This window comes from Rothia mucilaginosa, from assembly GCF_001548235.1.
Lineage (GTDB): Bacteria > Actinomycetota > Actinomycetes > Actinomycetales > Micrococcaceae > Rothia > Rothia mucilaginosa_B.
In genome coordinates, this window is record NZ_AP014938.1 from 1,946,608 (window position 1) to 1,961,658 (window position 15,051).

The window sequence follows — 15,051 nt, forward strand, 5'->3', positions numbered from 1 at the left end:
TCACACGGTCTTTCTGTATGCTCTAACGTTTGTATCGGAACTTTAGCGGTATTCCGGCAGGCGGAACATCATTTCCTGCGCCACGGTCGCCACCAGCTCACCGGAACGATTGAAAATCGAACCCTGCGCGAGCATCCTGCCACCCTGCGCGCTCGGAGAATCCAGCACGTACAGCAGCCACTCATCGGCACGCGCCGAACGGTGGAACCACATCGCGTGATCCAGCGAGGCGCTCTTGAGGCCCGGCTCCAGCCAGAACTTGCCGTGACGGCGCAGAGCCGGCTCCAGCGGCAGATAATCCGAAGCGTAGGCGATAGCGGCGCGGTGCTCCGCCTCCGACGCCTCAGAACCATCAGCATGCACCAGGCGGTCAAAGGTCTTGAACCACACACAGGCACGCGGCTGTGTCGAGGAGGCATCCGCCTGAGTGTACAGGGGCGCGTCCACGTGTCGCATATCAATCGGACGTTCCCACGAGACCGCCTGTGCAATGGGGTGGGGGAGCTGACCCAGGTAGTCGCTGACCATCGGCAATGATTCGGGGTCCGGCACCTCCGGCATGGTCACTGCGGTGTGCTCCGGGCCGCGGCTATCGGACTGGAACGACATAATCGCCGAGAACATGGGCGCCTCATCCTGGAACACCTGCACGCGGCGGGTCGAGAAGGAACGGCTATCATTCAGGCGCTGAGTGGCGAAGAACAGTTCACGCTCAATATCGCCGGGACGCAGAAAGTAGGCGTGAATCGAGTGGATGTCCTTGCCCTCCACCGTGCGGTCGGCGGCAATAATCGACTGGGCAAGAACCTGACCACCGAAAGTACGCGGCTGTTCGCGGGTGAGCGTCACACCGGTGGACACTTCATCACTACCGAAGGAGGCGGGCGCCGCCTCCACAGGGGAGAGGTCCAGCATCCGCATGAGGTTTTGGGTCACAGTGGGCTTGGTCATGGTTTTATTCTCGCACGTTTTCAATGAACCGGTTTCTGGCGTAGAGTGGGAGAGCATACTCTGAGACAACCACGACAGGTTGATTCGGAACATTGACTAGGAACAATGACCCGGATAGTCGATCCGGAACGTCTGCCTAACACACCATCGCAGATATCACCCACCAACTTGCCACCGAGCAGGCCTACGCCGAAAAGGAGCAGAAATGACTACGCCGTCTGAAACCACCCCTGACAATACCCCCGTGCAGGAGAACGCTCCCGATCAGAACAGCGCACCGAACGCGGCGGCACCCATTGAACTCAAGTACAACCCCCACGAAGGCGTGGAGGAGCCCTACCTGATTCTGCCCGGCGGAGCGCAGGGTGCCGCAGCGGTCAAGGACCTTGCCACCTACATTTCTCGCGCCCTGGCGGTGAACCCGGACGCCGCTATCCGCCTGACTGCGCGCGGCCGCGTGGTGGCGGTGTTCGCCTGCTCCCTGGAGCCGGAGGACGCCTCCTCGGACACCCCGGTCATTATGGGTCTGCGCGCCCTGCACCTGCTGGCTGACTCCACCCTGGACATGACCGTTCAGGCGCAGGCGCTGCTGGACCGTCTGGCGCGTCTGCAGAAGCAGGCAGAAGAACAGGGTAACGAAGAGAACCCGCAGCTGGTGCTGTTCATGCCGCCGGTGACCGTCAACGCTAGCTGGGCTGGTAAGTCTGCCCCGCTCAGCGGCTGGTACGAGGTTGGTACCGTCCCGGTTGAAGAGTTCCACCGCGCCACCGCAGAGGGCCTGGAGGCGGTAGAACGCGCCCTGCCCGAGAACCCCGGCGCTACTGTGCTTTCCACGGTGCGCTCGCGTATTTGGTCCTCCGATATGGTGCTGGAGTACCTACCTGAGTTCGATACCGTGCTAGTACCGACCGGCGCGGCATTCGCCCTGCGCGTGTTCGGTTTCATTCCGGAAGGCTTCACTGGCGATCTGCCGCTGTTCGCTGCGCATGTAGGTTCGGACGAGTGGCTGCGCATCGTTGCACCGGCCGGCATGGTGCTGGTGCGCCGCGGGTCCGGTTCGCTACTCTAAACCGTTTGTTGAGACATTTCTAGATTTTTTACGCTGGTGGTGTGGGCTCTTTGCCTGCGCCACCAGTGGTTTTCTATGCTGTATGACATCAACGGGGTAGTTGTAATAATGACATTCGATAGGGCATTACTTTACGAAAATAGGGTATTCTAGAAAGACTACGCCCTTTCACCGGGGCGTCTTTGACACACCGATTACCAGCCACACCGCACGGGAACTCTTCCGCCGCGCCCTCACCAGGCGCATTCTTCCCGTACGGATCGAAAGTGAGACCTATATGGATCTGATTGCAGTCGACATTGACGGTACCCTTGCCAGCAACCGAGATCAGATGGACAAGTACCTGACCGGTTTCTTCGCAAGCAACCGCCGATTCTTCAAGGCCATCCGCAACGCCACGGTCAATGTTGAAATTGCCGACCGTGTTCGCGAAATCGCGGCAGACACCGGCGCAGAGGTCGTAGTAATTACCGGCCGAGACGGCACCTACATGAAGGAATTGAACCAGTTCATCGCCCGCGCAGGTCTGGAACCCAAGCACGTGTTCGCTAAGCCCGGCAACGACGGCTCCAACAGCCCCGCATGGAAGGACTCCATCATTGAGTCCCTGATTGCTGACGGCAACCGCATTATCTATGCTTTTGAAGACACCGACCACGAGGTGTACCTGCGCCGCGGCATTCCCGTCACCTGGGTCGCCCCGATTCGCGACTACATTGGCGAATGGCACTACGAGTCGATCGACATTGACCCGGTCGCCTGGGCTGCCGAGCAGCGTGAGAAGGAAGCCGCTCGTGAGCGTCAGAAGCGTCGCCTTGCGGAGGGCGTGCTCGCACACCAGAAGGCCGAGGCGAAGGAACGCCAGGCAAACGTCGCGGCATAAAACCCGCACACTAACTTGAGAGCTGCGGTGGGTAACCCACTCAAACGAATGAGGCGCCGGAAGGATTCAATCATCCCGGCGCCTCATTTTTGATGCCTTATACGTTTATCAAAACTGATTAGGCGGTGCCGAGCAGTTCACGCAGACGAGTCGCAAAGGGGCCCGCCAGCTTATGGTGCGCCTTCTCCTTCAGATGCACGCCATCAGCCATGTCACCCTCAGCCAGGTAGAGGCTCTGCCAGCCCGAGGTGTCCATGAACAGCACGCCGGTCTCGCGGGCACCCTGCCTTGCCACCTCGTTTGCCACGTGACGCTTATGCGCCACCTGCTTATCCGGTGCTGACGCCTCATCCATAGACACCACACCACCGAACACGATTTTCGACGACGGGTACATGCGTCGCAGCTGCTCAATAACCTGAGTCTGGTGAGCGTTCACATGCTCGCGAGCCTTCGTCTCATCCTCGTGAATGTAAATGTCATTGCCGGAGGCATCCAGGTAAATCACGCCGGGGTTACCGCTCGGCAGAGCCCAACGGCCACCCATCACACCCTGATAGTAGGAAGGGCACACACCCTCGCGGGCGGTCACAAAACCGATGCCGCCGCAACGGAACAGGTACGGGACGAAACCTGCCTGCTTCAGACCCAAACCAACCCAGGAGGTTGAGGTCACCTGCGAGTCACCAATCACCAGGGCATCCTTAGCGCCAAGAACATTGGTGTTACGCGGCAGACCGTTCGCCTTATCCCAGTAGAGTTCAGCCTTCTCAAACTTGGTGTACAGAACGCCCTTCTTGGATCGCCAGCTCACCGGCAGACCCTCCCAACCGGCAAAGTCGCTGTACCCGCGCTGCTTCCACCAGTGCTCGTAGACGCCGGATTCCACCGCAACCGGACCGTACTTGGGGGTGTACATGACCACGCCACCCTTGAACTGCTGAACCAGCATGTCGGCGGCATCAGCGGAGGTGGGGAACGGCGCCTGAATCTCACCGGTTGCCTGCGCGCCCTCCTTGCCGAAGGCGTTCTGCGCGGTGCGTTCCATCTTCTGCGCCGGGGTGGTCGGTTCCGGAGTCGGCTCGGGGGAGGGGGACTCGCTGGGGCTTTCCTGCGCCGACTGGGTAGGCTCGGCGCCCGTAGCAGCGGTAGCGGCGGTGCCACCGGGCGCGGTGAAGCCTCCTGCGGAGTACACGCCAAAGGAACCGGCAGCAACCACAGCAAGGATTGTGCCGGTCAGAGAAACTTTCGCGATAGGAGACTTGATAGAAGGCATGCACAACAGTATACGATAGGCGCAACCCCAAGTAGAGAGCTTTTGAGGGATATTCAAATGAAAATAACAAAAAATATGCACCGCAGTGACAAGAATTAGACTCGGTGCGCAAACCGGTATGCAAACCGGTATGCAAACCGGTGCGCAACTTGGGGCACAACTCAAAATAGAACCGGCATACCCCCATACAGAAACGTCCCCTCCCACCCCGGATCTCGGGGTAGAAGGGGACGAATAAAAACCCATGAGCAAAAACCTATGAGAGCAGGTGGCGAACCCGCCTCAGCTCACAAGCATTGTTAGATGTCAGCCGCCTGAACCTTCAGCGCACGAGCCACGCCGTCGCGTGCCTCCGCAATCTGACGGTACAGAGCCGCAGCATCCTCAGGCAGAGAAGCCAGGTACGCCTCGGTACGCTCCAGCAGCTCAGCGGTCGGCACGCTCGGGTACATGCCACCAATAATCTGCATGGAAATCTCGTGCGAACGCGAACGCCAAATACCCTCAATCTGCTCGAAGTACGGCTCATCGTACTGGGCAATCAGCTCGGGCTTGCCGGACTTGAAACCGGAAATAGCGTAACGCTGAATCATGTTCGACAGCTCGCCGGTCACCATGATCTTGTTCCAGTACTCAGCCTTAGCCTCCGCAGTCGGAATCGACGCGTATGCCTGAGCGGCGTACTGCTGACCGTTTGCAGTGTTGTCGTTCTCCAGCTCCGCAGCAATCTGCTCGGCGGAGAAACGGCCACCGGTAGCCAGGCGGCACACCAGGTTCCAACGCAGGTCAGCGTCAATATCCAGGCCCTCAAGGGTCAGCTCACCCTCGAAGAGACGCTGCACGTTGTCGTACTGCTCCTCGGTGCGGGTCTGGTTGATGAACGCCTGCAGCAGCTGCAGCTGAGCATCCGAATCGGGCTCTGCAACGCATGCCAGCTCCCAGAGACGGTCAGCGGCACGGTGGCGGGTCTCCTCGCGAGCCTCAGGAGCCACGAAGGAGTGCAGGGTAGCGGACAGGTTGTTGATCTGGGTGCGCAGAGCGGTGGAGTTGGTCTCCTTACCGATGTTGTTCAGCACCAGGTCAACGTACTTACGTGCCGGCATCTGAGCGTCACGCACGGTATCCCAGAGCGAACCCCAGACCACGCCGCGAGCCACGGACGAATCAATATCGCCCAGGTGCTTGATAGCGGTCTCGATGGAACGCTCGTCCAGGCGAATCTTTGCGTACGCCAGATCCTCATCGTTCAGCAGCAGCAGGTCGGGGCGCTTCTTGCCGATAGCCTCCTCAACCACGGTCAGCTCGCCGTCGATGTCCAGCTCAATGCGGTCGGTGCGGGTCAGCTTGCCGTCCACCAGGTTGTAGAAACCAATCACGGCACGGTGCGGGCGCAGGGTCTCGAAGCCCTCAGCGTAGGACTGGCGAATACCCAGCGAAGAGATGTTGCCAGCCTCGTCGTTCTCAATCTCAACGGCGAGAGTGTTCACGCCAGCGGTCTCAAGCCACTTGGCGCTCCACGCACGCACGTCACGGCCGGAGGTGCGCTCCAGCTCAACCAGCAGGTCGTCCAGAACGGTGTTGCCCCAGCTGTGCTTATCGAAGTACACCTTCAGAGCAGCCATGAAGTTCTCCTGGCCAACCCACGCCACCATCTGACGCAGCACCGAAGCACCCTTCGCGTACGTAATGCCGTCGAAGTTCACCTGAACATCGGCAAGGTCACGGATCTCAGCCACAATCGGGTGAGTCGAAGACAGCTGATCCTGACGGTACGCCCAGGTCTTCTCCGATGCGGCGAAGGTAGCCCACGCCTCCTTCGCGTAGCGGGTGTTCTCCGCAGCAGCCAGGGTCGACATGAACTCAGCGAAGGACTCGTTCAGCCACAGGTCGTTCCACCACTTCATGGTGACCAGGTCGCCGAACCACATGTGAGCCAGCTCGTGCAGAACGGTGATAGCGCGGCGCTCACGCAGAGCCTCCGCAACCTTGGAGCGGAAGACGTAAGTCTCCAGGTAGGTCACGCAGCCAGCGTTCTCCATCGCACCGGCGTTGAACTCGGGCACGAACAGCTGATCGTACTTCTCGAACGGGTACGGGGTCTTGAACTGCTCCTCGTAGAACTCGAAGCCCTGACGGGTCAGCTCAAACATGTCCTCAGCATCCACAAACGGCATGAGGGACTTACGAGCGTACACGCCCAGCGGAATCACGCGACCCTCAGAGTTGGTCAGCTCGCTGGTGACCTTCTCGTAGGGGCCAGCCACAATCGCGGTAATGTACGAAGACATGCGCGGGGTCGGCTTGAAGAACCAAGTCTTTGCACGGCCGCAACCGCACTCCTTCTCCTCAATCTTCACCTCGGGCTGGTTAGACACAACCACCCAGTGCGAGGGAACGCGCACAATAAACTCGAATTCAGCCTTCAGGTCGGGCTGCTCAAAGACGGGGAATACGCGGCGGGAGTCCGGCACCTCAAACTGGGAGTACAGGTACACTTCGCCGTCGGCGGGGTCCACGAAACGGTGCAGACCCTCACCGGTGTTGGTGTAGAACATCTCTGCGTCAATGACCAGGGTGTTCTCAGCCGCCAGGTTCGGCAGCTGGATGCGCTCGCCGTCAGCCAGGTCGGTGCTCAGCTCTTCGCCGTTGAGGTTAATGGACTTGACCGAGGAAGTAATCGCGTCAATGAAGGTGGAGGCACCTTCCTGAGCGTCGAAGCGGATTTCAACCTTCGAGGAGAAGACGTCTTTGTCCTTCGGCAGGTCGAGTTCAATACGGTACGAGTGCACGCGCTTAATGATGGATGCGCGTTCGGTTGCCTCATTGCGGGTTAGGTTCAGGCCGGGCATACAGCTCCCTCTCCTTAGATGTGAATAGCGTGCCGTGCTGACACGCCCTGTCATGGTGTCCTGGTTCCCGAGGCGCGGCTCCTGCGACGCTGCATACGTAGCGCTGGAGGTATTCAAACGTGGGCGCGGCGAATCGGGACACCAAAAAGTGCCATAACCCACAGTCTACCGTATAGGTGGGGGTCTAGAAGGCTCCGCATTACCCGAACCCGCGCGAATTCGATACAGTTAAGACAGAAAAAACCCAAACGGGGAAGCGTATCCCACCTGATGGATGCGCGGCGCACTCTAGCAACGGCGCTCAGAACTGAGAACCGGCGCCTCCCACGAACGCACAAACGCACGTCACACCAAGACAAAATCACCAGGAGAGTACCATGCGCGTACACATCGCAACCGACCACGCTGGCCTCGAACTGAGCCACTACCTGATTGAGTCCCTCACCGCTGCGGGCTACGAAATGATTGACCACGGCCCCGCCGACTACGACCCGCTGGATGACTACCCCTCGTTCTGCATTAACGCAGCCCTCGGTGTGAAGCGTGACCGCGAGGCTGGCCTGGACTCCCTGGGTATTGTGCTGGGCGGTAGCGGCAACGGTGAGCAGATGGCTGCGAACAAGGTTGAGGGTATCCGCGCGGCTCTGGCATGGAACCACGACACCGCGGCGCTGGCTCGCGAGCACAACAACGCACAGGTCGTAGCTGTGGGCGGCCGCCAGCACAGCAAGGAAGAAGCACTGGAAATCATCAAGGTCTTCCTGGCTACCCACTGGACCAACGAGGAGCGTCACGCACGCCGTATCGGTCAGCTGGCTGAGTACGAGCAGACCGGCGACATTGCCGGCAAGCAGATTGACGCTGCCTAAGCTCTAAAAACATGAGGCGCATAGTGCAGGCTATGCGCCTCAGTCGTCTCTGCACTCCATATAATCCGCACTATTTCTAGCCGCGCTATTTCCAGCCGACAAGTTTTCGAGGAGAACCCGTGCCCGAAGGCCACTCCATCCACCGTATCGCCCGCCAAATCAGCGACGTCTTCACCGGCGAGCGCGTGCAGGTTTCCTCCCCGCAGGGCCGCTACGCCGAGGGTGCCGCCCTGCTGGACGGTCACACCATCACCGGGGCGTACGCGCACGGTAAGCACCTATTTGTGACCTTCGAGAACGACCTGACCCTGAACGTGCACCTGGGTATTTACGGTAACTGGAGCTTCGGCGGGGATGAGACGTTCACGGGTGCTTCGAGCATTGGCGCGCCCCGCAAGATTGGCGAAAAAGAATACGCCGCGGGGGAGGGGGAGCCCTACGCCGGTCCTCCCGAGCCGAAGAGTACGGTGCGTTGCCGTATCGTTTCGGAGCACGGCTGGGCCGACCTGGTGGGCCCGACTATCTGCCGCACCCTCACGCCGGAGGAGGTGCGCACCGTCCGCTCGAAGCTCGGCCCCGACCCGCTCAACCCGGACGCCGACCCCGAACAGTTCTACCGCGCCGCACGTAAGAGCTCCCGCCCGATTGGTGTGATTCTGATGGATCAGGCGGCAATCTCCGGCGTGGGCAATATTTTCCGCGCCGAATCGCTGTACCGCCAGGAAATTGACCCGCTACGCCCCGGCAAGAGCCTCAGCGACGAGGAGCTGCAGCGACTCTGGGAAGACAATAAGCACCTGCTGGTCATCGGCGTGCGTGTGGGTCGTATTATCACCACCGAACCGGAAGACCGCCCCGGCGTACCCGAAACCGAAGCCTGGCCCGACCACGCCAACTACGTGTACATGCACCACGGCGAGCCCTGCCGCCGCTGCGGAACGACCATCCGCATGGAAGAAATCGCCGGCCGCAAACTCTACTGGTGCCCCGGCTGCCAGAAGTAGCCACAGGAGGAGAGGAACAATGGCTGAGGCTCTAATGGTGGTGGATGTTCAGAGGGGTTTTCTGCATCCGCAGCTACCGGCTAGAAATAATGACGGCGCGGAAGAGAAGATGCAGAAGATCATGGAGGCTTTCCGCCGTTCAGGGCGGGAAATAATCCATATTCAGCATCGGGGAACGGACCCGAGCTCTTTCTTTTACGATGAGGAAAATATTAGGTTTCAGACCGGGTTTGAGCCTCATGCGGGGGAGAGGGTATTTACCAAAAATGTGAATAGTGCGTTTATTGGTACGAATCTGCTTGCCTATCTGCGTGAACGCGGGATTGATCGGCTCACGGTGATGGGTTGTACGCTGCCGCATTGTGTGTCTACCACTGTGCGGATGGCGGCAAATTATGGTTTTCAGGTGGCTCTTGTTGAGGATGCCTGTGTAACCTTTGCGCTTTCTGATGGTGCCGGTGATTTTCTTTCCCCGGAGATGGTGCACCTCTACAATGTTGCGGCGTTGCGCGATGAATTCGCCACGATTGTCTCGGCGCAGCAGATGCTTGAGGAGTATATGTAAGCAGGCTGGAGCGTGCGGATTCCGAGCGCGCTGGTGTGCCCGAAACTGAGGCCTGGCCCGAGCACGCCAACTACGTGTACATGCATCACAGCGAGCAGGTCTAAAATCCGCTCAAATATTTGACAGCCCAGATGGAACCTCGCTACTATGGTCAAGTTCCATTCCGGGGATGTAGCTTAATGGTAAAGCCTCAGTCTTCCAAACTGATTACGCGGGTTCGATTCCCGTCATCCCCTCGCACAATCCCCCCGACGTTGTCGGGGGGATTTTTTGTGCTCGGGGATGCCGGGAATCGCTTACGGGCGAAAATACATTCCCTCGCGCGCTCGGGATTTTCGCCCTCCAGCCCGTCATCCCCTCACCGCGCATCCACACAAAACACCCCACAAAACCAAGGGAGACAGGGGAGTACGCGCTCAGTGGAAATAAACCGTGCACGAGCCGCTGTGTTGGGCATTTAGCGGGAAAACAGGTAAACTAGGGCACTGACTGTGTTAAACACGCAAGTGCGCAACACGGTCGGTTTCACGGGGCGTGGCGTAGCTTGGCTAACGCGCCTGCTTTGGGAGCAGGAGATCGCAGGTTCGAATCCTGTCGCCCCGACGTGAAACGGTTGCCGCGACGCTACAGGGTCGTGGCGCTCTTTCCACTAAGCAACCGCGGCACACACGATTCGTGCCGCACCGAAACTATATGAGGAGATCACGGACGTGAAGACCGCCGTCGAGAAGCTCAACCCGACCCTCGCAAAGATTGAGGTCGAGGTTCCCTTCGCAGAATTCAAGCCCTACCTGGACCGCACCTACAAGAACCTCTCGGGTCAGATCAGCGTTCCCGGCTTCCGCAAGGGTAAGCTGCCCAAGCAGCTCATCGAGCAGCGTGCGGGCTTCGACTACATCGTCGAGGCATCCCTGAACGACGCTCTGAACGACTACTACGCACAGGCACTGGGCGAGAACGAACTCTCCCCCCTGGCACAGCCCGAGCTGGACGTTCAGTCCCAGCCCTCCACCGAGAACCGTGAAGCAGACGTCAAGCTGACCATCACCGTCACCGTCCGCCCCGAAATCGAGCTGCCCAACTACGAGGGCCTCGAGGTTGAGGTTGACGAGGTAGAGGTCACCGCTGAGGACGAGGTTCAGGCACTGGACGCTCTGCGTGAGCGCTTCGGCACCCTGAAGACCGTTGAGCGCCCCGCAGCTGACAAGGACTTCGTGACCATCGACATCGCCGCAGAAATCGACGGCGAGCAGGTAGACGCAGCAAACGACCTGTCCTACCAGATCGGTTCCGGCACCATGCTCGACGGCATCGACGAGGCTCTGACCGGCCTGTCCGCTGGCGAGGACGCAACCTTCGAGACCAAGCTCTCCGGCGGCGAGCACGCAGGCGAGCAGGCAGTCATCAAGGTCAAGCTCTCCGCAGTCAAGGAGCGCGAGCTGCCCGAAGCTGACGACGAGTTCGCACAGCTGGCTTCCGAGTTCGACACCATCGACGAGCTGAAGGAAGACATCAAGAAGCAGGTTGCAGAAGCTAAGGTCGCCGAGCAGGGCACCCAGGCACGCGACAAGGTCCTCGCAAAGCTCGTTGAGCTCGTAGAGATCCCCGTCCCCGAGAAGGTTATCGAGGACCAGCTCGAGCAGCACTTCAACAACCCCAACGCTGAAGCAGGCCACGACACCGAGGAGCACCGCGCCGAGGTTCGTGCCAACACCGAGACCGCATTCAAGAACGAGATGGTTCTCGACGCTGTTGCGGACAAGGAAGAAGTGACCGTCGACCAGGCTGAGATGATCAACTACATCATCACCATGAGCTCCCAGTACGGCATGGACCCCAACCAGTTCGCACAGATGCTGGACGGCTCCGGCCAGGCAGGCGCACTGGTCGGCGAGGTTCGCCGCTCCAAGGCTCTGGCAGCAGTGCTGAAGACCGCAGTGGTCAAGGACACCAAGGGCAACGTTGTTGACCTGTCCAAGTACCTGGGCGAGGGCGAAGAGGCAGCTGCCTAAATCCCCGCCACGGTCTGCAAAAAGCCACCCCGCTAGAGGGCGTGAGCTGATTGCTTGAAACGTGTAGCCTCAGCGGGCATCCACCGAGCTTATCGGTTGGGTGCCCGCTGAGGCTTTTTTCACCCCAAACTATTCCGACCTCAAGTTATTCCGTACCGAGGTTTTCGCCTCTGCTTCACCCCCTGGCGAACGAACAACCCGAAGGGAAGCGGGGGAGAGCAACTATCGGTAAGGTAGTAGCAACGAAACTTTTCGCGTGCGCTCCGGCGCGTAAATCGCGCAAAGATGCAGCGAAGACCCATTAGAGAAGAAGAGGAAGAATGTCCAGCTACATGCCTCTGCCCATCGGCGCCTCCCAGGCAGCCGGCGTGGCGCCCGCGCCGTCTATGGCAACCCCCATCGTTGGTGCCCAGGAAGATTACGTCTACAACAGCCTCCTGAAGGAGCGCATTATCTGGCTCGGCTCCGAGGTGCGCGACTCCAACGCCAACCTCATCTGCTCCCAGATGCTGCTGCTCTCGGCTGAAGACCCCGAGGCAGACATCTACCTGTACATCAACTCTCCCGGCGGCTCCGTCACCGCTGGCATGGCTATCTACGACACCATGCAGCTCATCCCGAACGACGTGGTGACCGTGGTGACCGGCATGGCAGCATCCATGGGTCAGTTCCTGCTCACCGCAGGCACCATCGGCAAGCGCTACGCAACCCCGAATGCCCGAATCCTCATGCACCAGCCCCTCGGCGGCATTGGCGGTACCGCGTCGGATATCCGCACCCAGGCTGAGCTGATTCTGGACATGAAGAAGCGCCTGGCAGAGATCACCGCTGAGCGCACCGGCAAGAGCCTGGAAACCATCCTGAAGGATAACGACCGCGACAACTGGTTCAATGCGGAAGAAGGCCTGGAATACGGCTTCTTCGACCACATTGCCACCACCGCCGGTAAGCTGCCCGAATCGAAGAACGCATAAGGGAGATGCACATGAACTACCTGCCGAACGATATCACCACCTCGGCGCCGGCTATGCCGAGCAACCGCTACGTGCTCCCCAGCTTCGAGGAGCGCACCCCCTACGGTTACAAGCGTCAGGACCCGTACGCAAAGCTGTTTGAGGACCGCATCATCTTCCTGGGCACCCAGGTGGACGACGCATCCGCTGACGACATCATGGCTCAGCTGCTGGTGCTGGAGGCGCAGGACCCCGAGCGTGACATCACCCTGTACATCAACTCGCCCGGCGGCTCCTTCACCGCAATGACCGCCATCTACGACACCATGCAGTTCATCCGCCCCGAGATCCAGACCGTGTGCCTGGGCCAGGCGGCATCCGCTGCGGCGGTTCTGCTGGCTGCCGGTACCCCCGGCAAGCGTCTGGCACTGCCGAACGCTCGCGTGCTGATTCACCAGCCCGCGCTGAGCGGCCAGCAGGGTGGCCAGGCATCTGACATTGAGATTCACGCGAACGAGGTTATGCGTATGCGTGAGTGGACTGCACAGACCCTGGCACTGCACTCGGGCAAGACCTACGAGGAAGTTGACCGCTCCATTGAGCGTGACAACATTCTGACTGCGGCTGCTGCCCTGGAGTACGGCCTGGTCGATAAGGTGCTGGAGTCGCGTAAGCTGCGTAAGCCTGCGACCAACACCGCTATTTCCCACACCTAAACTTTAGTTTTGAGGAATATCCCCGAGCATTTTTCGGGGGAGGGGCGGCATTGCCCCGTGTGCGAGCCTTCGGGCTGGTGCGCGGTGCGATGCCGCCCTTTTTGCGCCCTCTGATTTGTGCCTGCTGTTTTGTGCCCACTGTTTTGTACCCGCTGGGTGGGTTGCGGTGAGACCAGCTGATATGTGGTGTTGACCTGCGCTTTTGTGCTGGGTTTATAGTCTGCGGGGCTGTACCATCAGCCGGGCTTTACCGTCACATACCGGAGCATCAGCCCCTGCCGCCGTCATAAAAGACGCGCTTTGTCATATGCCCGGTAAGTCCGTCCATTTGCGGTGCGTAATTCTGAGTTCCGGGGTGAACTCCGGTAGCCTTAGAGAAGGAGAAAATTAGAGTATTTCATACCGGTTTCTCACTCAAACCAGGGCGCCCACCACCGCCCCTCCTGAGAAATCACCGCAGACATCAGGTCACTGACCCGTCTGCACCGATTTCACCACGCCGATCGAAAGGGAATCTCCGTGGCCACAGACGTCATTGCCCCTCCCGAACAGCCCAACGCCAGCATGCGATGCTCCTTCTGCAAGAAGACTCGCGCGCAGGTTTTCAAGATTGTGCTCGGCCCGAACGTTTCCATCTGCGACGAGTGCGTGGAGCTGTGCGAAGAGATTCTCGCTGAAGAGCGTCTGAAGGTGAAAGCCCCCGCAGCTGCCTCCGCGCCTCAGCTGGCTACTCCGCGCGAAATTTACAGCTACCTCAACGACTACGTCATCGGTCAGGACGCGGCGAAGCGCACCCTGGCGGTGGCGGTGTACAACCACTACAAGCGCATCCACGATATTGATAACCCGGTGTTGACCTCCCGCATTCTTTCGGCGACCGCGGGGGAGCAGGTGGAGCTGGGCAAATCGAATATTCTGATGCTCGGCCCGACCGGTTGCGGTAAAACCTACCTGGCGGCAACCCTGGCGAAGAAGCTGGATGTGCCCTTCGCCCTGGTCGACGCAACCACCCTCACCGAGGCGGGCTACGTGGGTGACGACGTGGAGAACATTCTGTTGCGCCTCATCAACGCCGCTGACGGCGATATTGCTAAGGCTCAGCGCGGCATCATCTACATTGACGAGATTGACAAGATTGCCCGCAAGGGCGGCGAGAACCTCTCCATCACCCGTGACGTGTCCGGTGAGGGTGTGCAGCAGGCGCTGTTGAAGATTATTGAGGGCACCGTGGCGACCGTACCACCGGAGGGCGGACGCAAGCACCCGGCACACGCGAACATTGAGATTGATACCTCGAACATTCTCTTCATCGTGGCCGGCGCCTTCGACAATATTGACGACCGCATCGCAGCCCGCGTGGGTGCCGGCGGTATCGGTTTCGGCGCTGAACTGGGCGGTTCCGTGAAGAACCCGCTGGACCAGATTATGCCCGAGGACCTGGCGCACTACGGCATTATCCCCGAGCTGATTGGCCGCTTGCCGGTCATCTCGACCCTGAGCGAGCTCAACGAAGAAGAGCTGGCTCGCGTGCTGACCGAACCGAAGAACGCGCTGCTCAAGCAGTACCGTCACCTCTTCGCCCTGGACGGCGTGGAGCTCATCATCGACGACGCAGCAGTCGCGGCTATTGCGCGCCTCGCCGCTGAGCGCGGTACCGGTGCCCGCGGCCTGCGTTCCATGATGGAGCAGATTCTGCAGCCGATTATGTTCGACATCCCGGACCGCACCGATGTGGTGTCCATCGTCATTGGTGAGGACACCGTGCTCAACGGCACCGAGCCCCGCTACGTGCTGCAGGCACCCGACCCTGAAGCGGAGACCACCCGCGCTGTGAAGGGGGAGGCGAAGGCCGCCTCCGTGAAGGACGCGGACCGTCAGGCGGCATAACCGAATACTTCCAGCCG

General features: G+C 59.9%; 12 protein-coding genes and 2 tRNA genes. 11 read left to right on the forward strand and 3 right to left on the reverse strand.

What is annotated here, in order from left to right; all coding sequences use genetic code 11:
* Positions 1-42: 42 nt before the first annotated feature.
* Positions 43-951 carry an acyl-CoA thioesterase gene (locus tag RM6536_RS07610; protein WP_060824661.1) on the reverse strand — a complete coding sequence of 303 codons (909 nt, stop codon included), beginning with the start codon at positions 949-951 and terminating at the stop codon, positions 43-45.
* 205 nt (positions 952-1,156) lie between these two features.
* Between RM6536_RS07610 and RM6536_RS07615 the strand changes: the two genes are divergently transcribed.
* Both RM6536_RS07615 and RM6536_RS07620 read left to right on the forward strand, forming a co-directional pair.
* Entirely contained in the window at positions 1,157-2,020 is an 864-nt protein-coding gene (locus tag RM6536_RS07615; protein WP_060824662.1) for a hypothetical protein, read from the forward strand.
* A gap of 277 nt (positions 2,021-2,297) precedes the next feature.
* Positions 2,298-2,903, forward strand: coding sequence for a hypothetical protein (locus RM6536_RS07620; RefSeq protein ID WP_060824663.1), 606 nt, complete (start codon positions 2,298-2,300; stop codon positions 2,901-2,903).
* Between the two features lie 118 nt (positions 2,904-3,021).
* Here the strand turns inward: RM6536_RS07620 and RM6536_RS07625 are convergent, their stop codons facing one another.
* Both RM6536_RS07625 and pepN read right to left on the reverse strand, forming a co-directional pair.
* The gene (locus RM6536_RS07625) at positions 3,022-4,179 is read right to left on the reverse strand and encodes an SGNH/GDSL hydrolase family protein (protein ID WP_060824664.1); all 1,158 of its coding nucleotides are present in this window, start codon (positions 4,177-4,179) and stop codon (positions 3,022-3,024) included.
* Between the two features lie 299 nt (positions 4,180-4,478).
* On the reverse strand, positions 4,479-7,028 hold the full coding sequence (pepN, locus tag RM6536_RS07630) for an aminopeptidase N (RefSeq protein WP_060824665.1): 2,550 nt from the start codon (positions 7,026-7,028) through the stop codon (positions 4,479-4,481).
* Positions 7,029-7,405: 377 nt separating this feature from the next.
* Between pepN and RM6536_RS07635 the strand changes: the two genes are divergently transcribed.
* The 9 genes from RM6536_RS07635 (at position 7,406) to clpX (ending at position 15,034) form a co-directional block, all read left to right on the forward strand.
* On the forward strand, positions 7,406-7,897 hold the full coding sequence (locus RM6536_RS07635) for a ribose-5-phosphate isomerase (RefSeq protein ID WP_060824666.1): 492 nt from the start codon (positions 7,406-7,408) through the stop codon (positions 7,895-7,897).
* Between the two features lie 119 nt (positions 7,898-8,016).
* Positions 8,017-8,901: an Fpg/Nei family DNA glycosylase gene (locus RM6536_RS07640; RefSeq protein ID WP_060824667.1), complete on the forward strand. Its 885-nt coding sequence runs from the start codon at positions 8,017-8,019 to the stop codon at positions 8,899-8,901.
* A 19-nt stretch (positions 8,902-8,920) separates the two neighbouring features.
* Positions 8,921-9,466, forward strand: a complete 546-nt coding sequence (locus RM6536_RS07645) for a cysteine hydrolase family protein (protein ID WP_060824668.1) — start codon at positions 8,921-8,923, stop codon at positions 9,464-9,466.
* A 165-nt stretch (positions 9,467-9,631) separates the two neighbouring features.
* Positions 9,632-9,702, forward strand: a tRNA-Gly gene (locus tag RM6536_RS07650).
* A 292-nt stretch (positions 9,703-9,994) separates the two neighbouring features.
* Positions 9,995-10,069, forward strand: a tRNA-Pro gene (locus tag RM6536_RS07655).
* Positions 10,070-10,176: 107 nt separating this feature from the next.
* Positions 10,177-11,478, forward strand: coding sequence for a trigger factor (tig, locus tag RM6536_RS07660; RefSeq protein ID WP_060824669.1), 1,302 nt, complete (start codon positions 10,177-10,179; stop codon positions 11,476-11,478).
* Between the two features lie 320 nt (positions 11,479-11,798).
* The gene (locus tag RM6536_RS07665) at positions 11,799-12,452 is read left to right on the forward strand and encodes an ATP-dependent Clp protease proteolytic subunit (protein ID WP_005505718.1); all 654 of its coding nucleotides are present in this window, start codon (positions 11,799-11,801) and stop codon (positions 12,450-12,452) included.
* Between the two features lie 5 nt (positions 12,453-12,457).
* The gene (locus RM6536_RS07670; RefSeq protein ID WP_012903382.1) at positions 12,458-13,147 is read left to right on the forward strand and encodes an ATP-dependent Clp protease proteolytic subunit; all 690 of its coding nucleotides are present in this window, start codon (positions 12,458-12,460) and stop codon (positions 13,145-13,147) included.
* A 519-nt stretch (positions 13,148-13,666) separates the two neighbouring features.
* The gene (gene clpX, locus RM6536_RS07675; RefSeq protein ID WP_081094668.1) at positions 13,667-15,034 is read left to right on the forward strand and encodes an ATP-dependent Clp protease ATP-binding subunit ClpX; all 1,368 of its coding nucleotides are present in this window, start codon (positions 13,667-13,669) and stop codon (positions 15,032-15,034) included.
* Positions 15,035-15,051: the final 17 nt, after the last annotated feature.